24 protein-coding genes and 1 tRNA gene are annotated in these 23,098 nt (G+C 47.1%); 12 read left to right on the top strand and 13 right to left on the bottom strand.

Going from position 1 to position 23,098, the window contains the following annotated elements:
- The first annotated feature begins 92 nt into the window (after window positions 1-92).
- Window positions 93-1,139 (top strand): nitrogen regulation protein NR(II), encoded by a 1,047-nt coding sequence (gene glnL, locus L5M71_RS11230; protein WP_105251067.1) that lies wholly within the window; start codon window positions 93-95, stop codon window positions 1,137-1,139.
- 38 nt (window positions 1,140-1,177) lie between these two features.
- Window positions 1,178-2,590 carry a nitrogen regulation protein NR(I) gene (gene glnG, locus L5M71_RS11225; RefSeq protein ID WP_198572483.1) on the top strand — a complete coding sequence of 471 codons (1,413 nt, stop codon included), beginning with the start codon at window positions 1,178-1,180 and terminating at the stop codon, window positions 2,588-2,590.
- A gap of 138 nt (window positions 2,591-2,728) precedes the next feature.
- Here glnG and L5M71_RS11220 read toward each other — a convergent pair whose 3' ends face one another.
- The 4 genes from L5M71_RS11220 to L5M71_RS11205 form a co-directional block, all read right to left on the bottom strand.
- Window positions 2,729-3,286, bottom strand: coding sequence for a porin family protein (locus L5M71_RS11220; RefSeq protein WP_131525140.1), 558 nt, complete (start codon window positions 3,284-3,286; stop codon window positions 2,729-2,731).
- A gap of 208 nt (window positions 3,287-3,494) precedes the next feature.
- Window positions 3,495-3,947, bottom strand: a complete 453-nt coding sequence (locus L5M71_RS11215; RefSeq protein ID WP_198572482.1) for a hypothetical protein — start codon at window positions 3,945-3,947, stop codon at window positions 3,495-3,497.
- A gap of 14 nt (window positions 3,948-3,961) precedes the next feature.
- Entirely contained in the window at window positions 3,962-4,852 is an 891-nt protein-coding gene (locus L5M71_RS11210; RefSeq protein ID WP_131525141.1) for a cation diffusion facilitator family transporter, read from the bottom strand.
- Between the two features lie 51 nt (window positions 4,853-4,903).
- On the bottom strand, window positions 4,904-5,413 hold the full coding sequence (locus tag L5M71_RS11205) for a Spy/CpxP family protein refolding chaperone (protein WP_106648427.1): 510 nt from the start codon (window positions 5,411-5,413) through the stop codon (window positions 4,904-4,906).
- A 284-nt stretch (window positions 5,414-5,697) separates the two neighbouring features.
- Between L5M71_RS11205 and L5M71_RS11200 the strand changes: the two genes are divergently transcribed.
- Both L5M71_RS11200 and L5M71_RS11195 read left to right on the top strand, forming a co-directional pair.
- Complete coding sequence (locus tag L5M71_RS11200) at window positions 5,698-6,384, top strand: response regulator (protein ID WP_105251061.1); 687 nt, start codon at window positions 5,698-5,700, stop codon at window positions 6,382-6,384.
- Window positions 6,385-6,398: 14 nt separating this feature from the next.
- Complete coding sequence (locus tag L5M71_RS11195) at window positions 6,399-7,748, top strand: ATP-binding protein (RefSeq protein ID WP_113941371.1); 1,350 nt, start codon at window positions 6,399-6,401, stop codon at window positions 7,746-7,748.
- A gap of 93 nt (window positions 7,749-7,841) precedes the next feature.
- Here the strand turns inward: L5M71_RS11195 and L5M71_RS11190 are convergent, their stop codons facing one another.
- The 4 genes from L5M71_RS11190 to L5M71_RS11175 all read right to left on the bottom strand — a co-directional run bounded on the left by L5M71_RS11190 (window position 7,842) and on the right by L5M71_RS11175 (window position 13,396).
- Window positions 7,842-8,822 (bottom strand): MDR family oxidoreductase, encoded by a 981-nt coding sequence (locus L5M71_RS11190; RefSeq protein ID WP_263207352.1) that lies wholly within the window; start codon window positions 8,820-8,822, stop codon window positions 7,842-7,844.
- A 173-nt stretch (window positions 8,823-8,995) separates the two neighbouring features.
- Window positions 8,996-9,514, bottom strand: coding sequence for an ankyrin repeat domain-containing protein (locus L5M71_RS11185; protein WP_263207350.1), 519 nt, complete (start codon window positions 9,512-9,514; stop codon window positions 8,996-8,998).
- Window positions 9,515-9,691: 177 nt separating this feature from the next.
- On the bottom strand, window positions 9,692-11,212 hold the full coding sequence (locus L5M71_RS11180) for a catalase (RefSeq protein ID WP_173497778.1): 1,521 nt from the start codon (window positions 11,210-11,212) through the stop codon (window positions 9,692-9,694).
- A 282-nt stretch (window positions 11,213-11,494) separates the two neighbouring features.
- Entirely contained in the window at window positions 11,495-13,396 is a 1,902-nt protein-coding gene (locus tag L5M71_RS11175; RefSeq protein WP_263207348.1) for a sigma-54-dependent Fis family transcriptional regulator, read from the bottom strand.
- 381 nt (window positions 13,397-13,777) lie between these two features.
- Here L5M71_RS11175 and L5M71_RS11170 point away from each other — a divergent pair, with 381 nt between their 5' ends.
- Entirely contained in the window at window positions 13,778-15,298 is a 1,521-nt protein-coding gene (locus L5M71_RS11170; protein ID WP_263207346.1) for an aldehyde dehydrogenase family protein, read from the top strand.
- 165 nt (window positions 15,299-15,463) lie between these two features.
- On the opposite strand, the gene L5M71_RS11165 is transcribed toward L5M71_RS11170, so the two are convergent.
- Window positions 15,464-15,967 carry a hypothetical protein gene (locus tag L5M71_RS11165; protein WP_263147896.1) on the bottom strand — a complete coding sequence of 168 codons (504 nt, stop codon included), beginning with the start codon at window positions 15,965-15,967 and terminating at the stop codon, window positions 15,464-15,466.
- 71 nt (window positions 15,968-16,038) lie between these two features.
- Window positions 16,039-16,494: a DUF2809 domain-containing protein gene (locus tag L5M71_RS11160; RefSeq protein WP_263207344.1), complete on the bottom strand. Its 456-nt coding sequence runs from the start codon at window positions 16,492-16,494 to the stop codon at window positions 16,039-16,041.
- Window positions 16,495-16,710: 216 nt separating this feature from the next.
- Here L5M71_RS11160 and L5M71_RS11155 point away from each other — a divergent pair, with 216 nt between their 5' ends.
- The 7 genes from L5M71_RS11155 (at window position 16,711) to L5M71_RS11125 (ending at window position 21,303) form a co-directional block, all read left to right on the top strand.
- Window positions 16,711-17,325: a cytochrome b/b6 domain-containing protein gene (locus tag L5M71_RS11155; protein ID WP_263207342.1), complete on the top strand. Its 615-nt coding sequence runs from the start codon at window positions 16,711-16,713 to the stop codon at window positions 17,323-17,325.
- A gap of 26 nt (window positions 17,326-17,351) precedes the next feature.
- Window positions 17,352-17,798: a DUF1924 domain-containing protein gene (locus tag L5M71_RS11150; protein WP_263207340.1), complete on the top strand. Its 447-nt coding sequence runs from the start codon at window positions 17,352-17,354 to the stop codon at window positions 17,796-17,798.
- 103 nt (window positions 17,799-17,901) lie between these two features.
- Entirely contained in the window at window positions 17,902-18,465 is a 564-nt protein-coding gene (locus L5M71_RS11145) for a diheme cytochrome c (RefSeq protein ID WP_263207338.1), read from the top strand.
- The gene (locus tag L5M71_RS11140) at window positions 18,458-18,724 is read left to right on the top strand and encodes a PepSY domain-containing protein (RefSeq protein WP_105251051.1); all 267 of its coding nucleotides are present in this window, start codon (window positions 18,458-18,460) and stop codon (window positions 18,722-18,724) included. The genes L5M71_RS11145 and L5M71_RS11140 overlap by 8 nt, the downstream gene beginning before the upstream one ends.
- The gene (locus L5M71_RS11135) at window positions 18,724-19,383 is read left to right on the top strand and encodes a response regulator transcription factor (protein WP_263207336.1); all 660 of its coding nucleotides are present in this window, start codon (window positions 18,724-18,726) and stop codon (window positions 19,381-19,383) included. Before L5M71_RS11140 ends, L5M71_RS11135 begins: the two co-directional genes overlap by 1 nt.
- A gap of 5 nt (window positions 19,384-19,388) precedes the next feature.
- Entirely contained in the window at window positions 19,389-20,705 is a 1,317-nt protein-coding gene (locus L5M71_RS11130) for a sensor histidine kinase (RefSeq protein WP_263207333.1), read from the top strand.
- Between the two features lie 130 nt (window positions 20,706-20,835).
- Window positions 20,836-21,303 carry a GNAT family N-acetyltransferase gene (locus L5M71_RS11125; RefSeq protein WP_220591707.1) on the top strand — a complete coding sequence of 156 codons (468 nt, stop codon included), beginning with the start codon at window positions 20,836-20,838 and terminating at the stop codon, window positions 21,301-21,303.
- A gap of 105 nt (window positions 21,304-21,408) precedes the next feature.
- Here the strand turns inward: L5M71_RS11125 and L5M71_RS11120 are convergent, their stop codons facing one another.
- From L5M71_RS11120 to L5M71_RS11110, 3 genes are all read right to left on the bottom strand, one after another.
- Complete coding sequence (locus L5M71_RS11120) at window positions 21,409-21,618, bottom strand: hypothetical protein (RefSeq protein ID WP_220591706.1); 210 nt, start codon at window positions 21,616-21,618, stop codon at window positions 21,409-21,411.
- A 411-nt stretch (window positions 21,619-22,029) separates the two neighbouring features.
- Window positions 22,030-22,542, bottom strand: coding sequence for a DUF1993 family protein (locus L5M71_RS11115; protein WP_063885021.1), 513 nt, complete (start codon window positions 22,540-22,542; stop codon window positions 22,030-22,032).
- A gap of 368 nt (window positions 22,543-22,910) precedes the next feature.
- Window positions 22,911-22,987 (bottom strand) — tRNA-Asp (locus L5M71_RS11110).
- Between the last annotated feature and the right edge of the window lie 111 nt (window positions 22,988-23,098).

Raw genomic sequence — 23,098 nt, 5'->3', positions numbered from 1 at the left:
TCCTCCTGACTAAACCGTTTGATGAAGACAAGTTGCAGCTTGCACCAGATTGGTGCACCATAGTGGTGCAACCCTATTTCTAGGAACGGTCGATGGATAAAGAGACACTGCTCAATCATTTAGTTACCGCTGTACTTGTCATAGATAAGGATCTCAAGCCTTGTTATGCCAACGCAGCAGCAGAGCAATTATTAGGTGTTGGTAGCCATAGACTCGTAGAACAAACTTTGCCTGAGCACTATCAAATCCTCGGTGTCGACGCCAAGCTATTAATGGATGCAGTAACAGCCGGCCAAGGCTTAACGGTCAATACGGCAGCACTAGTCACGCTCGATGGCCAACATCATACCGTTGATTTAACCCTTATTCCCCTCGATGACGAGGCTGAACTCAGCCTGCTCGAACTGCGCCAAGTTGACCAACAAAGACGCATTCATCAGCAACTGAGTCAAGATGCACAGCAACAAGCGGCGCAGTTTTTGGTGCGCAACTTAGCCCATGAAATCAAGAATCCTTTAGGCGGCCTTCGCGGTGCGGCACAGCTATTATCGCGGGAGCTGGATGATCCGGCGCTGAAGGAATTCACTACGCTCATCATAGAGCAGGCCGATCGGCTGCGTAATTTAGTGGACCGTCTGCTCGGCCCCCAAAGGCCGACACAGCACAGTCTGCACAACATCCATCAAGTGGTGCAAAAGGTCTATAAGTTAGTTGAAATGGCGCTGCCCGCTAACATCCAGCTCAAACGGGATTACGATCCATCCATTCCCGATATCGAGATGGATCCTGACCAAATGCAGCAAGCTGTGCTGAACATTTTACAAAATGCGGTGCAGGCGCTTGAACATACGGGCGGCGAAATTTTGATCCGCACTCGCACTCAACACCAAGTCACCATAGGCTCACAGCGCCACAAGCTAGTGTTAACCCTATCGATTATCGACAACGGCCCCGGTATACCGCCTGAGCTAATGGACACATTATTTTATCCCATGGTGACAAGCCGTGAGCAAGGTTCAGGTTTAGGCCTCTCGATTGCTCATAATATTGCCCGTTTACACTCGGGAAGGATCGATTGCCTCTCCAGCGCAGGGCACACAGAATTTATCATTTCATTACCAATTTTAAGCGCTAAATAATTTCGACAGTACCTACCCATACCGTATGAGGAAGCAAGATGCGAATTAGTGAACAAGTGTGGATCCTCGACGATGACAGCTCGATACGCTGGGTACTCGAAAAGGCACTGCAAGGTGCTAAGCTCAGCACCGCCAGCTTTGCCGCCGCCGAATCCCTGTGGCAGGCATTAGAAATATCGCAACCGCACGTGATAGTGTCGGACATCCGTATGCCCGGCACGGACGGTTTAAGCCTGCTCGAACGATTGCAGGTGCATTATCCCCATATTCCCGTGATCATTATGACAGCGCACTCAGACTTAGACAGTGCAGTGAGTGCCTATCAAGCGGGCGCATTTGAGTATCTGCCTAAACCCTTCGATATCGATGAGGCAATCTCTCTGGTTGAGCGCGCACTTACCCATGCCACTGAACAGAGCCCAGCACCCGCGCAGGAAACCCAAGTCAAAACACCCGAAATCATAGGTGAAGCGCCAGCGATGCAGGAAGTGTTTCGCGCCATAGGCAGACTTTCACGCTCATCCATCAGCGTGCTGATCAATGGGCAATCGGGTACGGGAAAAGAGTTAGTGGCAGGTGCGTTACACAAACACAGCCCACGTAAAGACAAGCCATTTATCGCGCTGAACATGGCAGCGATCCCTAAGGATTTGATCGAATCTGAGCTATTCGGCCACGAAAAAGGTGCCTTCACTGGCGCAGCCAATGTGCGCCAAGGTCGCTTCGAACAAGCAAACGGTGGCACGCTCTTTTTAGATGAAATCGGCGATATGCCGTTAGACGTACAAACACGGTTACTCAGAGTGCTCGCCGATGGCCAATTCTACCGCGTCGGAGGTCATAATGCGGTACAAGTCGATGTGCGTATCATAGCGGCGACCCACCAAGATCTTGAATTATTAGTACAAAAAGGTGGCTTTAGAGAGGACTTGTTCCATCGCCTCAACGTGATCCGCGTGCACTTGCCGCCACTATCACAAAGACGGGAGGACATTCCCCAGCTCGCTACCCATTTCCTCGCCTCTGCAGCAAAGGAAATTGGCGTGGAAACTAAGATCATGACCAAGGAGACTGCGGTAAAACTCTCCCAATTACCTTGGCCCGGTAATGTCCGACAACTCGAAAACACCTGTCGTTGGTTAACCGTAATGGCATCGGGGCAAGAAATTTTACCCCAAGATTTACCGCCAGAATTACTGAAAGACCCTGTGAGTGTCACCCACACGGCAAAAGGCAGCCAAGATTGGCAATCGGCACTGACTGAGTGGATAGACCAAAAACTCTCGGAAGGAAACAGCGATCTGTTAACTGAGGTGCAGCCCGCATTCGAACGCATACTGTTAGAAACTGCGCTGCGCCATACTCAAGGCCATAAACAAGAAGCGGCGAAACGTTTAGGCTGGGGACGAAATACCTTAACGCGGAAATTAAAAGAACTGTCGATGGATTGAGTAGATAAAATAACGTTACTACTCGTTATATCAATACAAGCTTATTCATATCAAACAATAAAAAGGGATATCTTCACATCCCTTTCTATTTGAAATTAATTTTCATTGGCATGAATTAAATATGCCAAATCTAAAAAATTAGAATTGATAATGCATACCTACAGCGAATTGCTTAATATCAGTGTCAATATCTTTTAATCCTAAATAGCTACGGTCGGCATCTAAATCACCTGTAGTGACATCATAGCTTACACGGATATTTAAGTGCTCTGTTACGGCGGCATTAACACCTACACCATAAGTCCAACCAAAACCAGTAAAGTCTTCATCGTAACCATAGCCATCAACATTCGCCGCCATAGATGCAATACCCACTTTGGCATAGGCAGAAAAAATATCATTAATTTGTGCAGTAAATTTAGGTGTGAAGCTTAATGCACCTGCACTAATATCAACATCCTTATCGCCTAAGTCACCAGTGGCAAACAGGTTAGCTTCTAAACCAAACCATTCATTGAAGTTATAGCCACCGTATACGCCTACACCAGTACCGGTTTCTGAACCATCAAAAGCATCAGCTGTGACTCTATTTAATGCACCACCCACATAAAATCCAGTAGTGTCGGTTGCTGCAGAGACTTGAGTGGCCGCTAATGCTGATAGTAAAGAGATAGCAACAATTGATAATTTATTCATCATAATTCCCTAATGATTTAACGAAAGTATTAGACGGCGCGGATATTACAATAAGCAATTCAGAAGTGTCATGGTTTAAATTATCAAAATACAAATCATACAGCATTGATTCAGCTTGAGTCGGAAAATGGAAGTTATAGTTATTCGTTATGTAACAAAACCATATTTACTGTAGGTATTATTTTTTAAATTGAAACAACTAACGATTTTAACTTAGCACCCGCAACAATCCTATAAAACTTGCATATAGCCAACGGATGAGGGAACGACGCCTTCTCACATCCAAACATTCGGATACGACAACTCTGCTAGTCGCCACACAAGTAATACGGGTGCACCAAAGGAATAATGGCCAAATATGGACTCGATAAGCTTGGTTAGCAATGTCGAGATCAATTTTCTGCGGTAAGTAATAAAGATGTTTACGCAGGACTAACTGACTCCAAGCCCCCGCTATCACAGGAGATACGGTACTATCCGCTTGATTTACTATCGAAGGTTTCTGTTCCATCAGGAGCGTGATTTCTGTACTCATAGGAATGCTAATGTCAGAAATCACAGATTCGGCTATCAACTCAAAGCGAGTCGATAGCCTATGATAGCGGCATATCAATCGAGTGGAATGATCCCATCTGTGACTTTGCATCTGCATCCATGCCATAGCTTGCCCTTAATTTATGTTTCGTTGACTTCAGGTTTGACTGGATCTTGGTGAATAATCACCTCAGCATCTTCGAAGGCGGCTTTGACTCTTATCCCTGTTGTATCAGCAATACTGTGGGCTTCATTCAAACTCAAATTGCCATCGAGTTCTAAATGAAATTGAATAAAAACAGTTTTGCCTGCTTGACGAGTGCGTAAATCATGCAGCCCTTGCACCCGTGGATCTTCCATCGCGATTTGCGTTATTTGCTGGCGAGTTTCTTCGTCTAGCTCTCTGTCTAACAAGGCTTGAATTGAGCGATAACCTAAGCCAAAGGCTTGATGACCAATATAAAATGCAATCATTACCGCAAATAAACCGTCAGCCCACCACCAACCGTATTGCGCTAATACTAATGCCAACAATACCGCACCATTAAGGAATAAATCTGATTTATAGTGCAGCGAATCAGCTTCAACCACAGTACTTTTTGTCGCCGCTAATGCGCGTTTCTGCAACATGACTAAAGCTAACGTCATCACAATCGCTATGATAGAAACAACTACACCTATGGTGGCATTTTCAACCGGAACAGGTGTTAATAGACGCTCGCCACCATAGAAAAGTAATAAAAATGCGGAGCCCATAATAAAGGCGGATTGCGCTAGAGACGCTAACGGCTCAGCCTTACCATGGCCATATCTGTGGTCATGATCCGGCGGCACAAGCGCGTAACGAATGGCAATAAAATTGATAATAGAAGCGAGAGCATCGGCAAAGGAATCCGTCAAAGATGCCAACATACTGGCAGAGCCGGAATAAAGCCAAGCGAACATCTTGATAAGAATAAGGATCAAAGCGGTAGCCACGGAAGCGCGGCTAGCCAGTTTGACCCAAAAATCGTATTGGGAAGTTTGAGTCATAAGGGATCTATCTTGGGAAGCTATGACCCTATTGTATATCAGCTAAGACGCTTAACCGCGAGGTTCTTTACCAGCTTGTGCTTCAAATCGCGCTTTAAACTTAGCTTGCTGCTCTGGTGTCAGCAGATTAAATATTTGATTATGCAGCTTCATACGTTCAATGGCTTGAATTTGACGCTGCTCTTGCTGCGCACTCATCAGTGCCTTTGCTTGTGTTTCATCAAAACTAGGCGCGGTAATTAAGGCCTGCATCTCAGTGCGATGGGCCAAGCGTTCCTCTTTCGTTGGACGATTATCAGCACGCGTGGCTTTCTGATCGGCAAACAACTTTTTGACGTCAGCTTTCTGGGCATCCGTTAAATCGAGCCCTTCAAACATACGATGCATGCCACCGTGGTCCATATGTCGGCCGCCATGTTCCATGCGGTCGCCTTTATGGAATTCAGATTTAGAGAAGTCACAGCCAGCATCCTTAGGTGCAGCATTAACTGCCGTCGCGAAAACCGCAGAACTCGCTAGAATGGCAAACAGGCTCGCTTTCAAAGGTGATAATGTTTTCATAGTGTTAACCTCGATGGTTCAACTTTAATATGGCAAGTAATAAGACACAGTGACGACCCTTTTAAGCCGAGTCACTTTCGACCCTTCCAGTCTAAACCCCTATATGTAAGTGAGGGCGTTGCCTGAGTAAATCACTGTAAAGTTGCGGCAATAACTCTATTCTTTACTTTGGCTTACATTGCTACACAGCAATTGACATCAAAACAGGTATACTCAGCCAAAGCGCTAAAAGTGCCTATGATAAACAGGCACATGAGGCCACATTACTGAGATTAAGGAACAGTATGAGTCGGATATTATTAATCGATGACGATCTGGGGTTATCTGAGCTACTAGGGCAACTGCTCGAGTTAGAAGGGTTTCAATTAACCTTGGCCTACGACGGTAAACAAGGTTTAGATCTGGCACTGACCGCAGATTACGATCTGATCCTACTCGATGTCATGCTGCCTAAATTAAACGGTTTTGAAGTGCTACGCGCACTGCGCCAACATAAACAAACCCCAGTATTAATGTTGACCGCCCGCGGCGATGAAATCGATCGCGTGGTTGGGCTTGAGATAGGCGCCGACGATTACCTGCCAAAACCATTTAATGACAGAGAATTAATTGCCCGTATCCGCGCCATTATTCGTCGTTCGAACTTAACAACCCAAGAAATCCATGCCGCGCCCGCCCAAGAGTTTGGCGATCTACGCTTAGATCCATCGCGCCAAGAAGCTTACTGTAATGAGCAATTAATCATACTCACAGGCACCGAATTCACTCTGCTGCACACCCTAGCACTGCACGCTGGAGAGTTGATGAACAAGGAAGAGTTAAACGAGAAAGTGCTCGGCAAAAAACTCATGCCCTTCGATCGCAGCTTAGACATGCATTTATCGAATCTACGTAAAAAACTCCCCGAGCGTAGCGATGGTCGGCCAAGGGTGAAAACCATCCGTGGCAAAGGTTATATTTGGCTTCCATAACGGCGGTATCGACTGTGCCTAATCGTTTATTTATCAAATTATTGCTCGGATTTTGGCTTTGCAGCTCGCTAATCATTGCCTTAGTGGGTCTGTTACCATTGCTGCAACAAAATCACGACCGTGCGCCACTGCCACCTCACCTTGAAAAAGTCCTATCGACTATAGCTAAGCGCATTCAAGAAAACCCAGCCTTACTGGAATCCGATTTTCTTCGGCGCTGGGAAAGACACAGAGACATGGAAGGCAAACCTCTGCGGGTCTATCTTGTCAACAGCCAAGGCCAAGTGATCAACACCCACAGGGTGAGTCGCGGTGTGCGCAGCTTTATGCTGATGGCAGATGAAGAAAAACAACCGATTAGCCATCAGTTTAAAGATGAGCTGGTGTTTGGTCCCTATCAATTCAATCTGGGCGCTGAAACCTATTCACTTTATGGCCGCCTACCGGATAACCATCCACGGCCTTGGTTCTTCTTCTTCGCCGAAAATAAGTTATTAACCTTAAGCCTAGCGATTTTCCTTTCGGGATTATTATGTGGCTTGCTCGCGTGGCATTTAGGTAAGGCATTAAATTCACTTAAAAAGAGTGCTAATGCCCTCGCTGAGGGTGACTTAAGTCACCGAGTCGATAAGTCCACCACTCAGCGCAACGATGAAATTGGTCAGCTCGCCACGGCTTTTAACAGCATGGCCGACTCCATCGAAGCTATGGTTAATAATCAGCAGCGGCTCATGGGGGATATTTCCCATGAACTACGCACCCCATTGACGCGACTGCAATTATCCCTAGCCCTCGCCCGTAAAAAAGGTCAGCAGACCACCGAAACGGAACGCATAGGTTATGAAGCTGAGCAACTCGAAAAGCTTATCAGTGAATTATTAGAGCTCTCGCGGGTCAAGCTCAGTACTAACGAAACCAAAGTACATTTAGGCTTGGCCGAATCCCTGAGCCAAGTTTTAGACGATGCGGAATTTGAAGCAGAACAGCAAGGTAAAAGCATTACTATCGATATCGATGAAGAAATTGAGTTAGCGCATTTTCCTAAATCACTTTCCCGCGCGATTGAAAATCTGCTGCGTAACGCGATCCGTTATGCCGCAAGCGACATTCACCTACAGGCGAGTGCGACGGCTGATCAAGTACAAATTACCATAAAAGACGATGGTCCAGGCATAGATGCCGCCGAACTCGATGCCATTTTTAAACCTTTCTACCGCCCCGACTCGGCACGACAGAGAGAAAGCGGCGGCTGGGGACTTGGGCTGGCAATCACTGAAGCGGCGATTACCGCCCACAAAGGTAAGATTAAAGCCGAGAACCGTATACCAACGGGCCTTAAAGTGACGATTACACTGCCGAAATAGCCGATATGAAGAACAAGTACAGGAGGCTGAACTAATTAATCGTAATTGGCAACACCTCAGTGTTGCCATTGTGTTAAAACGTAGAAAACGAGATTATAGCTTAACTAATACACGTCCGGTAACTTGACCTTGGATAATTTTATTCGCGAAATCAGGCACCTCTGCCAATGATATCTGCTGGCAAGCTTGCTGATAAAAATGTTCGGGTAGTGCTTTAATCACAGCTTCCCACGCCGCTTTTCGTTTCTCAAATGGACAAGAAACAGAATCGATTCCCAGCAAACTCACTCCCCGTAAAATAAATGGCATTACGGTTGTGGGTAATGCAAAACCGCCCGCTAAACCACAGATAGCGGCTGCACCACCGTATTGCATTTGCGCTAATGCTTTGGCAAGGATCTTGTTACCAACGGTATCGACCACACCCGCCCAGCGCTGCGCCTCAAGCGGCTTAGCATCTTGTTCAAGCTCACTGCGATCAATCACTTCTGCGGCACCAAGCTCCTTCAATAAAGGCGCATTCTGTTCAACTCGACCACTGCAGGCGACCACACGATAGCCAGCATTGGCGAGCAAAGTCACCGCCACAGAACCCACACCACCACTGGCACCTGTAACAAGAATATCCCCACTTTGCGGTGTTACCCCAGCCTGCTGCAGCGCTTGCACGCACAACATAGCCGTAAGCCCAGCCGTGCCTATCATCATGGATTTAGCGGCATCACAACCTTGCGGCATGGGCACCAGCCAGTCGGCTTTAACTCGCGCTTTTTGCGCCATACCACCCCAGTGATTTTCGCCCACGCCCCAGCCGGTCAAAATCACCTGATCGCCAACTTGGTATCTTACATCCGTCGATTCGCGCACCACGCCCGCAAAATCGATGCCTGGTACCATAGGAAACTGACGAATGATTTTGCCAGCACCAGTCACAGCTAAACCATCTTTATAATTCAGCGAGGAATAGTCGACATCAACCAAGACTTCCCCTTCTGGCAAATCAGCTTCTGTGATCTGTGAAACTTGAGCAAACGTGCGTTTATCTTCTTGTGTCAGTAGTAAGGCATCAAACATAAATCGCTCTCCGAAGGCCAAACCGTATTAAACGATATTCAAAAAGTTACCATAAAAGGCATAGACATCATTAACAAGCAGACTTATTGCTAATAGTAAATGCTGAGATCTAAACAGATTAAAGATAATGACCAAAAGTGATCGAGCGCAAGAGATGGCAAGATCTAGCGTCTTTATTGCTTTAAACTCGCCTGCTGTAAAGCGCCGCTTTGACCCCAGTAGCGGGCAAACTCAGTCAAGGTCATTCCGGCATTATTCGTTAGGTTCGCATCGCATTCTTTCGCGTATAGCCGCTTTACGATAGTGAATTCGGCCTTAATCACTGCGCCCATCATTGCCGTATTACCACGCTTATCTTGCAAACAAGCATTAGCACCATGCTCAAGCAATAAATCCGTTGCAGCCTCTTGGCCGTTATAGGCCGCCACCATTAGCGCGGTATAGGTTTGACTATTTCTCTGGTCAATAGGGAAGCCCGCATCGAGAAAATGCTCAAGCACTGTGATATCGCCGGTACGCGCTGCAGCAAAAAAGTAGTCCACCAGCAATTGTACTTGTGCGGTATCGGGCTCGTCCGTTTGACTGGCAGTTGCGGGTGTAACCAATGGCGCTTGAAGCGAACCCGCCCCCATTGCCACCGACATACTCAGGGCCACAATAATCAATAATAAGATAGCAATAGTGTGTTTCATCAATGGCTCCCAGCACAGCTAAAATAGAGATTTAAACAATGAGACGTGACGAAATGCCCGCAAGACGCCCTCTTAAACTGGGCAGAAAAGAGCTTGTTTACGTCTTGCGGGACTTACTAGGTTCGGACTGTTAACGCGCAAATCTCTGCGACCAAAACAGTCCTAAAAATAACAAAATCAGATTGAACGCTGTTTAACGTCGGCCAGATCCCCCTTTACGGCCTTGGTTAAACGCTCACCAAACTCTGGGTCTGCGCGATAAAAGTGACTGAGCATCTGATGCTTCACATTGGTATCGTTCACTTTGCCTAAGTCACCGGCCAAGTTAGTGATCAGATCTGCTTTATCTTGCTTGCTCAAGCTGCGATAAAAGACGCCCGCTTGGCTAAAGTTATCCTGCTTGCTAATAGCCGTTTGTTGCACAGTCCCCGTCAGCGCAGTTGTTACCGCACGATAACGATTATCTTCGGCCAAGGCTAAATGTACGCTCGGTTGATAGTTCACATCGGACTGGGTATGCCCCATATTGCCCGCACCTTCTTGGTTGTGGTTTGCCACCGCCACTAAGGGTTTATTAATCGGCAATTGCGACAAATTCGCGCCGAGTCGATACAGCTGAGTATCGGCGTAGGAGAACATACGGCCTTGCAGTAATCTGTCTTCCGACGGCTCAATCCCTGGGATCAAATTCGATGGCGCAAATGCCGCTTGCTCAGTCTCTTGGAAGAAGTTTGCAGGCATGCGGTTCAGCGTCATAGTGCCCACTTTTTGTTCTGGCACATCTAGCCACACCTTAGTGGCATCTAACGGGTTGTAATCAAACTTATTAAGCTCAGTCGGGTCGAGTAATTGAACGTACAGATCCCACTTAGGATAGTTACCCTTGTTGATCTCACTATAAAGATCATCAGTTAAATGGTTAAAGTTTTGCCCTTGGACTTTAACCACTTCATCGGGACGTAAGCCTTTAACACCTTGCAGACTCTTCCAGTTAAATTTCACGTATTTAACTTGGTTATCTCGATTCACAAATTTGTACGCATGCACACCGAAACCGTCCATTTCACGATAACTGGCAGGTACACCTAAGTTACTGTAAACCTGAGTCAACATATGGGTTGAACCCGCTTCGTGACTGAAAAAATCGAAGAAACGATTCGGATCTTGCATATTGGTCACTGGCGATGGTTTGAGTGAATGCACCATGTCAGGAAACTTGATCGCATCGCGAATGAAGAATACGGGTAAGTTATTACCGACTAAGTCCCAGTTACCTTGGTCCGAATAAAATTTGGTCGCAAACCCACGGGGATCACGCAGCGTTTCTGGCGAACCTTTCGAGTGGATCACAGTAGAAAAGCGCACAAATACGGGCGTCACTTTACCTTTTTGTGCAAAGGGTGCCGCTTGGGTTAGGTTACTAAAATCGCCACTCGATACAAACTCACCATGGACACCTGTGCCTCTGGCGTGGACGACACGCTCAGGAATACGTTCACGGGCAAAGCGTTGTAGCTTCTGGATAAGCTGCACATCTTGCAATAACACGCTGCCATTACTACCCGCTGTGGTCGAGTTTTGGTTATCACCCACAGGTGCACCATTGTCACGTGTCAGGGTATTTGTTGGTAAAGTTTGAGCCTGCACATTCAATGTCAGACCCATAGAAATAATTAAAAGGCTTTTAGTAAGATGCATAACAGTTCCTCTTCTATGCATAACGCCAAGCTCTTTTCTGCCTGCCCGCAGTATAGTTCTGAATTTGTAATTAGAAGAAACGATCTTTATCGATTATATGAATCAATAAAACCTATTAGACATAAATTGGCAACAACAAAAAGTCACATTGTCAGATACTGAAGCTAGAGATTGTGGACTAAAACCTCTCGGTTTTAGTCTATTGCGAAGTGGATAAACGTGGGGTGATTAGGAGATATTTGGCGATTGATTGAGCTTCGTAACAAGAGCCGTAAGCGAGTATTAATCCTTAAGCCCCATCTGTTTTAATCGACGGTACAAGGCATTACGGCTGATCCCTAAACGCTTAGCGCATTGGCTCACATTGCCATTACAGGCTTGGTATGCCTGCAGCACATTGCTATAAATCGCCTCATTTAGGGAATCCGATTGAGCCTTTGTGGCATTTGGCTCCACAGCGAACTTACCACTTTGCAGGGGTGATGCAGAACATTGACGGCTTACCTCTTTAAATTCATCACATAAAGATGCAGCTTGTAACAGGTCTCCTTTTAACGGCTCGCATGTGAGTTTGGCCGCCAGATAATCAGGTAAATGCTGCCAAGTTAAAGTGTCATCGCCTTCAGCCATCAAGCAAGCGACTTGCATGAGGTTATCCAGCTCACGCAAATTCCCCGGCCAGTCGTATTGCATCATTTTCCCTAACAGTTCTGGGCAGATATCCTGCGCGGCGATACGATGTTTACGATGCAATTTATGGATAATACGCTCGATATCCTGCCGCTCACGCAGCGCAGGTAAACGTACTTGCAGACCATTCAATCGATAGAATAAATCCTGCCGAAACAGCCCTTGAGTCACCTGTTGTTCTAAATCCATATGGGTTGCGGCAATGATTTGGATATCGACTTTAAAGCTTTGATTACTGCCAACGGGTACCACTTCGCGCTCTTGCAATACCCTGAGTAAACGACTCTGGGCCGCCAGCGGCATTTCACCAATCTCATCTAAAAACAAAAAGCCGCCGTGGGCTTGGCGAATTTTACCGATAAATCCAGTGCGGTTTGCCCCAGTAAAAGCGCCAGCCTGATAACCAAAAAGTTCAGATTCGACTAATTCAGCGGGCAATGCGGCGCAGTTCACTGCCACTAAGGGCTCGGTGCGACGTGCACTCTGGGCATGGAGCTTTTTAACAAACTGCTCTTTACCTACGCCCGTTTCTCCGAGCACTAGCAGCGGAATTTGCTTGGTGATCACCTTATTGGCATGTTGCCAAGCGCGCTCAAGTTGAGGATCGCGAAACCGAACCCCCAATTGATTGAGCGATTTATTGCTAATCGCAACTCGACCCTTAGCGCTGGGAATATTTAAGGATTGAGTCTGTAAATGCAAAGCTAAATGTTGATTAAAGCCACCCGCACGGCTCCAATTATCGCCTAAGTACTGTTCGACGGCATCGCCCACCTTGGCATGATTAAGCAATTGTTTCGCCATGGGATTGCACCCCACAATGCGACCATCGCTATCGGCAATCACTATACCTTGCCAACCCGAATTCAACAGGTTTGGCTGCGCAGCTAAATCGATTCGATAATGACTATCGGGCAGATGGCACAAAAGCGCGGTCTCGACCTGTTGCGCCAAACTGGACACTAACATCAGCGTCTGCTGGGTGTGCCTTTGCTGCTCGCTGGTGATATCAATCACCCCGAGCATCTCACCTTGGGGGGAAAATATCGGGCAAGCAGTGCAACTCATAAAACGGTTCTGGCGAATAAAATGTTGCTCACCCACCACGGATACCGCTTGTTTGGCGGTAAGTGCCGTCCCTATCGCATTGGTGCCCTTGTGCTGCTCGAGCCAATTCACCCCAATATCCAGAGCTACATCCGCCAGTTTTGTGGAGTAACGGCTCACGCCCCAATGCCTAAGTACATAACCCTCGGCATCGGAGAGCAGGAGTCGGCTATTAGAATGCGCCATCAACTGATTAAACAAAGGCAAGGCATGGGATTGCGCTAATGCTATTAGCATTTGATATTGCTCATGTTTCTGCTTTAGTTCGCAGGCATCGAGCCTGAGCTCCTGGGGTAACTGAAACTCTGACAAGCCAGCGCCAATGCTGCGCTGCCACGAATCGGCCAACCACGCCTGTGTCGATGGTAAATGCGGTTTAACTGCCATAGCCGTGCTCCCCAGAGCTGTGTTCCGTTTCGGCACAATTGCTGTGTGCCACTCAATGACAAAGTAACCACAGGACACACTTCTCTCCCTGAGTGCCCATACTTATTCAAATCTGCAAAATTAGCTTTTCATCATACTGTTAGCACAACAAGTGTACAACTCCTGCCAGTTTGGCACTCTCCTTGCGATGCACCCTTGGTATGCAAGCCTCAGGTGTTGCATAAGAGAACACTAAGCCAATCAATAGGATTGGCTTAAAGCAAAACGAAAAATATTTAAAAAGGCATCCAGCAGAGATGCATCAACAAGACTCCCTTGCTGAAGCCAAGAGCGTAAAAATCGCCAACGCCCAGCAGGCCATCCACAAGAAGGAATGATTCTATGATTTATGCTCAACCCGGAACCGCAGGCGCAATCGTTAACTTCAAAGAAAAATACGCCAACTTTATCGGCGGAAAATGGGTCGCCCCAGTCAATGGCAAATACTTCGACAATCGCTCACCCGTGAATGGCCAAAACTTTTGCCAAATCCCGCGATCCGATGCACAAGATATTGAATTAGCATTAGATGCCGCTCACGCAGCGAAAGAAGCATGGGGTAAAACCTCAGTCACCGAGCGCTCAAACCTGTTACTGCGCATTGCCGATCGCGTCGAGCAAAATCTCGAATACTTAGCCGTTGCCGAAACCTGGGAAAACGGTAAAGCGGTGCGTGAAACCTTAAATGCCGACTTGCCCTTATTCGTCGATCACTTCCGCTACTTTGCGGGTTGTATCCGCGCACAGGAAGGCAGCGCTGCCGATATCGATGGCAACACAGTCAGTTATCACTTTCCAGAGCCTTTAGGCGTGGTCGGCCAGATCATTCCTTGGAACTTTCCACTCTTAATGGCCGCATGGAAAATCGCACCTGCGCTAGCGGCGGGTAACTGTGTGGTACTCAAACCTGCGGAGCAAACACCAGTCTCGATTCTGGTCTTGCTCGAACTGATTGAAGACCTATTACCTGCGGGTATTCTTAACGTAGTCAACGGCTTTGGCGCGGAGGCGGGACAAGCATTGGCCACCAGCAAACGCATCGCTAAATTGGCCTTTACGGGCTCCACCGAAATTGGCTATCACATTTTAAAATGCGCCGCCGAATCCTTAATTCCATCGACCGTTGAGCTTGGCGGCAAATCGCCTAACGTGTTTTTTGCCGATGTGATGGACCATGAAGACGAGTATTTAAATAAAGCCGTCGAAGGCATGTTGCTGGCCTTCTTTAACCAAGGCGAAGTCTGTACTTGCCCATCACGGGTGTTAGTCCAAGAGTCGATTTTCGATCGCTTTATCGAGAAAGTACTCGCCCGTGCGCAAACCATTAAGCAAGGCGATCCATTAGATACCGACACTCAAGTTGGCGCTCAAGCCTCTAAAGAACAGTTCGATAAAATCTTAAGTTACTTAGCCATAGGTAAGGCTGAAGGTGCGCAGGTGCTACTGGGCGGCACACTTTGCCAACTCGATGGCGGCCAAAGTGAAGGTTATTACATCAGCCCGACGATTATGAAAGGCCACAATAAGATGCGTATCTTCCAAGAGGAGATCTTCGGCCCCGTCATTTCGGTCACCACCTTTAAAGATGAAGCCGAAGCCTTAGCGATCGCGAACGATACTGAGTACGGCCTAGGTGCTGGTGTGTGGACGCGTGATATGAATACGGCTCAACGTATGGGGCGTGGCATTCAAGCTGGTCGAGTGTGGATTAACTGTTACCACGCCTATCCTGCCCATGCCGCCTTTGGTGGTTACAAAAAATCCGGCATCGGTCGCGAAACCCATAAAATGATGCTCAACCACTATCAAAATACCAAGAATCTCTTGGTGAGTTACGATGTTAATCCTTTAGGTTTCTTCTAAGGTTTTGGGGCTCAAACAAGCTGATGTGAGGAAGCTTTTATTAGGTTTTTAAACGTCTTTGCAAGCAAGCTTATAAAACTTTCCGCATGAGTAATAGATACAAGTGATAAACATGAAAGGGCGAATAGCCCTTTCTTTTTTAACTGAATTTAATTCAAACCTCACTCAGTTTATATTATCAATCCGCGCTAAACGCTGAGCTAATTCAGCAAGAGATGAGGCTGTTTGTGGATCGCTTTGGGGATCGATAACTTCAACCAGTTTAAGTTTTGGCTGAAAAGTTAACCAAGAACTACCCGTTGTAATCACTAAATCCAGCACAAACTGACCATAATAGTGCAACCTCAGTCGGTTATCCGTCATAGGCCAATGGGCATAAAGCAGAAAAGAATCGTACATTTGCGCCAAAGAGGTTGTCGCAATGAGCTTAAACCCTTCATCAAGCAAACTAAACTCGGTCGATTCTTCGAAGGGACAATCGAAAGAAGTGATGACCAAATACCCCGAGGTTTTATTGGGTAAAACGCAGCGGTATTGGCCTTCAATCACTAGGCCTGCAATAAAAGAGTGAGTAGGTTGGCCATTGAAATACAAAGGCATTTTCAGTGGATCAGGCTCAAGTCCATCAGTACGTGCTGTTAGCAGTGAAAACCCCGTTATCGGCTGCATCCCTTACCCCACTTATCTCGCATTCCTATCCGCGAAAACACACGTCACGCGGCTCTTGCAAACTCAAATCACTAGGACTGACGGCTTTTCCAATAACAGCCCAGTAATATCAAATAGCCGACAAAATATGCCACGAGATCTAGTGGATCAAAATGGCTACCTATCACTATTCGCGCCAAACGATTTCCGCCCAAGCCCAGCTTATCGACTAAGCCCCAATATTGGCCAAACTCGATAGCAAAGGCAAACAGCAATACCGCCAACGCCAGCCAAGGCGTTTGAAAAAAGCGTTTAATACCCTCGTCTGTACTATTGGCTACCGGATTGACTACTGGGGGTACAACAACGCGCACCATGCAAAACAGTAAGATCACCACCAATACATCGCCCACAAAACCACGAATAAAACCCGCAGGTGCATATAAGGCGATTAAGACTTCGGTCAAAAATAATAAAACGGCATAAATACAAAAGGATTTATGACTCGGATTGCGGCTGATAAAAGCGCGAATAACGGCGGTAGACATAAATAAGTTAATCCCTTCACTCGATTGAGGTGGCAGAATCTAACGTAATACCAATAGGTTAACAAGTGAGTTTTCGTTGACATTTAAGGCTCACCACCCGAGCAACCGCACCACTCACCCCCATCAATTCGATAAATGTTCGCGCCTCAAAATTTAAGCGAGGTTTAAGTTTGGGTTAAGTAGCCTACACCTAAACCCACTTAGGAGCGTCACACCATGTCATCAAACACACTGCAAACCATCAAAGTCTGGGACCTGTTGATCCGCATATTCCATTGGTCACTCGTCGGCTTTTTTACCTTAGCCTACCTCACTGAAGGCGAAGACGAATGGATGACCATCCACAGTTACGCTGGTTATAGCATCTTAATTTTACTGGTGTTTCGCCTGTTATGGGGCGTGGTGGGTACCCACAATGCGCGCTTTAGCAACTTTATCACTCGCCCTAAAGAAGTACTGGTGTACCTCAAAGGGCTCGTCACGGGCAAAGCCAAAGACTACATAGGCCACAACCCCGCAGGGGCAATGATGATAGTGGCCTTGATTGCCAGCATAGCCATCACGGGATTCTCAGGCATGGCTCTGTACGCAACCGACGGACACGGCCCATTAGCTACGAGCTTTTTCGCCACTTGGCCCGAAGGCGCCATAAAAGAAGTCCATGAATTCTTTGCCAACTTCACCGTGTTCCTTGTGGTCATCCATGTTGGCGGCGTCATCGTCAGCAGCCTGTTACACAAAGAAAACTTAGTCAGAGCCATGGTCACGGGCAAGAAACAACGCCCTGTGGAACAAGAAGATCAATCCATTAGCCATTTTGCTTCGCAATAAGACATCCAGCCCAAAAGGAATGCCCTATGAACAGATTAACCAGACACACGAATAAAAGTTGCCTTGCCATTGTCGCAATTTCCACCTTGCTGCTGACTAGCCTCAGCGTTAGCGCCGTCAACAGTAAAGTGCCAAGCCTACCACTTAGCGCTGAGCGTATCGGCACGCAACTGCAACGCTATCAAGCCCAAGGCGCAGGACCCTTTACCGCCGCCGCAGGACAAAAGCTTTGGCTACAGGACATGGACGGTCGTAGCTGCGCCAGTTGCCATACCGCCAAAGTCGCCGACATTGGGATGCACCAAAATACCCGTAAACCCATTGACCCTATGGCGCCGTCGATTACCGCAGATCGGTTAACCGACTCAGCCAAAATTGAGAAATGGTTTACCCGTAACTGTAACTGGACTTTTAAACGCGACTGCACGCCGCAGGAAAAAGGCGATGCCTTACTCTGGTTAAGCCTGCAATAACCGCCAAATGTCTACCTTATAACTCATTCAATTAGCTAATTTAATTAGATCAATTAATTTCAATACCTTCCACAGAAGGTAACGGCACAAAAAGGAAGATGTCATGACTCAACAAGCACACTCTATTAGCTGGCTCCTCGGCTCATCACTCACAGCCGCGGCATTAGCCATTGGCGTTATCGGCATCAGCCTAACCTTAACTGGCACAGGCTATGCGGACGATGGCCGCGAGCTCAGCCGCGCCATTCCACAGAATGCGGAATACACGGCGGAATGTGGTAGCTGCCACATGGCTTATCCCGCAAACTTACTCCCCGCCGACAAGTGGCGCGCCATTACCGAAAATCTTGAGAATCACTTTGGTGACAACGCCAGCGTAGAGCCTCAAGCCACTGCCAGAATTGAGGAATATCTGGTTCAACATGCAGCACAAAATGGTAAGGTGATGAAAAACAGCACGCCGCTGCTCGTAGGTTCTGGGCCGCAGAAGATCACAGAACAGGCATTTTTTATTCGCAAACACGATGAGATCCCAAGGCGTATGGTGCAAGATAACCCCAAAGTCGGCTCATTCAGTCAATGCAGCAATTGTCACAACCTCGCAGAGAAGGGCATATTCGATGAAGATACCGTTAATATTCCTGGCTTTGGCCGTTGGGATGATTAGCAGTCCAAGCTGCAATGCCCACGACGATGATCTTTCCAGCAAGGTGGTCGAGTGGGTTAAGGAGGGCAAGGTTTTGCCCTTCGACACCATAATGCAACGCTATGAATCAAGGCTAAAGGGACGATTGCTCGATCTCGAAGTCGAGCAAAAACATGGAAGGATCATCTACGAGCTCGAAATCCTTCGTGACGATGGCATAGTGTATGAAATCAAGATTGACGCCAAAACCGGCGAGTGGCTAAAGGAAAAGGTCGACTGATGCGTTTGCTATTGATTGAAGATGATACCGATCTGGTCGCGCGCCTCATTCCCGCCCTTAACAAGGCGGGTTATACCGTCGAGCACGCCGATAACGGTATTGATGGTGCCTTTTTAGGCGAAGAAGAAAACTTCGAAGCCGTGATCCTCGATCTCGGCTTACCCGGCAAACCCGGTTTAGAAGTCCTCGGCCAATGGCGACAAAAAGGCTTAGCCATGCCAGTGCTGATCCTCACCGCCCGCGATGCGTGGCACGAACGCGTCGATGGCCTCAAAGCGGGTGCCGATGATTACCTTGGCAAGCCTTTTCATATTGAAGAACTACTCGCAAGGCTCGAAGTGTTGATCCGCCGCCACTTTGGCCGCGCCGACAATGTGTTGCAACATGCGGGCGTTTCCCTCGATGTCGACAAACAAGCCGTCACCAATGTCGAAGGTGAAGTGATAGAGCTGACTAAGATTGAATATCGCCTACTGCATTATTTAATGGTCAATCCCAACAAAATCGTCTCTAAGTCAGAGCTCAGTGAACGCATTTACGAAGAAGATCAAATCAAAGACAGCAATGTCATCGAAGTGTACGTCAACCGCCTGCGTCAGCGCTTAGGCAAGGATTATATCGAAACCCGTCGCGGCCAAGGTTATCGACTCAAGGAGTAAAAGGCGTGTATTCACTCAAGGGTTATCTGACGCGCAATCTGCTGATCACGCTCACCTTTGCCATGGTGCTGTTACTGTATTTTCTGTACCAAGGTATCCAAGTATTAACCCAAGACTTTGTTGCCTCGCGATTACAACACGATGCCGACAGCCTGATCTCCGCCCTGAATCACAATCCCGATGGCACCTGGGCGCTCACCTCCGACCGTTTACCCAATGTGTACCACAGGGTTAATTCTGGGCATTATTTTGCAATTCAAATCGGCGAACAAACCCTGCGCTCACGCTCCCTATTCGACCATAAAGTGGACATGCCAAAACTGACCGCCGGTGAGCAGCACCAAGCCACTGAGTTTGTCGGCAAAGAACATTGGCTGATGTTCAGTCAGGCCGTAATCAAAGATGATCAATTAGTGACTCTGTGGGTAACAGAAGACATCAGCGAGCTCGAACAAACCCAAATCCACTTTTTAGCCTTTGCCAGCGCGGCCGTGTTACTCACGATTGTTATTCTATTACTAGCGCAGTATCAGCTACTTAAACGCGGCTTTAAACCCTTAGAGCAGATGCCTGAAGCCATACGGCAGATGCGCACCCAAGGGCAAGAAATTAATCCAGACCAAATGCCGAGCGAAATCATCCCGCTGATTGAGGAGATAGATCGCTTAGTCAATCAATTGGGCCAGCGAGTGCAACGCTCCCGTAATGCCCTAGGTAACTTAGCCCACGAAATGAAACGTCCGCTACAAGGGCTGCAGTCCTACCTAGAAAGCCTTCCACCGGAACAGAGGAGTGAGGGCAGCAAGGTGCTCGCAAATCTGCACCACATCATCGAGAGAGAGCTTAAGCGCACTAAGATTGTCGGGCTGTCCACTCCGGGGCGTTATACCGTGCTCGATGACGACCTCGCGCCGCTGATTCAAGTGATGCAGCGTATCTACCCAGACCGCATTATTCATAGCCATTACACGAGTGGCTTAGTGATGCCATTTGACCGCGATGACTTACTCGAACTCTTAGGCAATTTACTGGATAACGCCTGCAAACATAGCCGCAAGAACATTGAGATCCGTATAGTGCATCAAACGGCTGCCACCGCAGGTTATGGGATCATAGTCAGCGATGATGGCGAAGGCGTCTCCGATGCCGCGCTGTCAGTTATCATTGAGCGCGGCATTCGACTAGATGAAAGCATCCAAGGCCATGGCTTAGGATTATCTATCTGCAAAGATATCGTCGACAGTTATCAGGGCGAACTTAGCTTTAGCCACGCGCAACAAGGTGGACTCGAAGCCAGCGTATTTCTACCACTCCCAAGTTAAGCGGTATACTCAGTCAAACCTGCTCAATCAAACCTGCCGCCACATAATGTAGACCAGCGAACGGACTTAAGTATTCGCGCCATAATGTCGTACCATTAAGTCCTTTGCATAACACACGTCAGAGATTTATATGAAAGTTATCGACCTAAAATCGGCCCCACAGCACATTCCACAACTGGCACAATGGCATCATCAAGAATGGGCACATTTAAGTTCTGCGGACGCCACAGTCACCACACTCATCGAGCAAATGAGCGAGTACCTCTCTGACGCCGCCATTCCTAAGATGTTTATCTGTGAAGACGCTAACCAAGTCATGGGCTCCTCCTCATTAACTGCAGCAGATATGGATACCCGAACCGACCTAAGTCCTTGGCTCGCCAATGTGTATGTTAATGGACACTATCGAAATAAAGGCTTGGGGAAAATATTAGTCAATGCCGTCGTTGATTATGCCAAAGCACTCGGATTACAAAAAATCTATTTGTTTACCGCAGACAAAGCAGACTTTTATCAAACGCTTGGTTGGTCAAAGATTTCACGGGAAGATTATATGGGCGAGATGGTCACGATAATGGAATATGAATTTAAGAAGTGAATGCTTAAGGAGAGTGAGCAAGCCCCACGACGGGCGTCGTGAAGCTGTACATGCTGGCTAAATATCTAGATGTGATATCCAATACTTAGCGACAAGCCAATGGCTTTAGTCAATTTCTATATCCACGCCGAAACGATTGGATAGTTGGCGTTGCTCGTGCAGAATTTCAATTCGGCGGCGAGTGTCTTGGGTCAACTTGTCTTTGAGGCGCAAACCACTAGTAATGGCGGCTTTTTTTGCTTTCGTGCTCTTTATCGGTAAATCAGTTGTCGTCGCATCCGTTGGACTCTCGACGGCTTGAGATTCGATAGACATAGCTAACTCCTTTAATTAGAACCTTAAATAGGCTCTTCCAGTAAATCCCTGCTCAAAACGAACAAACAGGTCATCTTTATAATGAGTCAATTCGCCATTCACTATTTAAGTAACAGATAATTTGGCGACTCATAAACTTACGGTCCATATCATTCACCTAAGCCAACAAGATTAAATACATGCTGATAAGATGAAGATGATCGAGACATAAGGTCGAAATGAAAAACTGAGTATTGATTTACTTCATCGACGCAACAGAACCCTAACGAGTCCTAAATTTTCCGACGACAAAGCGGCATAACATAGGTAGAGAAAGAACAGGTAGTAATGCAGAAAGGTTGGTAAGCTCGAGCGGCAAAGCGCTGCTGCGCAACAATTAGGCTACGCAACAGTACTACATCTAGCCTAGATTTACGACTTATATGGCATAGCGCCGAGGTAATCTTTCTTGCCAATTTCCACACCGTTGTGGCGCAAAATCGCGTAGGCTGTTGTTACATGGAAGTAAATGTTCGGAATAGCGTGCTCAATGGCAAACTCATAACCTGTAAGATATTTTCCTTCCCATCGTGGTTGTGAGACATGGATCGTGGCCGCATTAGCAAAATCATCCGCTTTAAACGTCGCTAAATAATCCAAAACCGAGCTAATACGCGCTTGCAACTCAGCCAGCGTCGTCTCGCTATCATCATGCTTTGGTACTGTATCTAAGTTATCAGTCAAACGTGCTACGCCAATTTTGGCAGTATCACAGGCAATTTGAACTTGGCGAATAAGATTGAATTGATCCGGCGCTAAACGTGAGTTTAATAGCACCGCCATATCAACTTTCTTGAGGTTTGCGAAGCATTCGCCTTTTTCAAGAATAACGCTTAAATTTTTCAGCATCTTGCTAAATTGTACAACCGTTAAATCATAAAGCATGGCATAGACCTCATTGATGGACGCTACAAAACTGCAGCACTTAAGACGATCTTGGGGCAAATTACTCAATTTCAATCATTCTTGGAATTTAAGTATCTGCTTAATAATAAATACTTCAATATAAACGATATTAAGTCAATTAGGACGAGAAAAAGATAGACGTTACCAGTAGGGATAGGGCGTCAGCTACAAGGCCAAGAGATTAAAATTATCTCAGACTGATCCGAATAACAATAACGTACACTCGTAGGAATTGGGATGGCCGGCTATGACGATAACCATTTGAGCGATAGCATCACTGGGACGGATTATCCGCGACGCCATAACGAAAAAAGCCTCATCTTTCGATGAGGCTTATCTCTTAATGTTGGCGGAGCGGACGGGACTCGAACCCGCGACCCCCGGCGTGACAGGCCGGTATTCTAACCAACTGAACTACCGCTCCTTTAGCTTAACGTCTACACGTTAACCTAAATTAGGCGCTTGGCGATGACCTACTCTCACATGGGGAGACCCCACACTACCATCGGCGCGTTTGCGTTTCACTTCTGAGTTC

This window comes from Shewanella sp. SW1 (genome assembly GCF_025653545.1).
GTDB classification, from domain to species: Bacteria; Pseudomonadota; Gammaproteobacteria; order Enterobacterales; family Shewanellaceae; genus Shewanella; species Shewanella oncorhynchi.
This window is presented reverse-complemented; position numbering and strand designations above follow the sequence as displayed.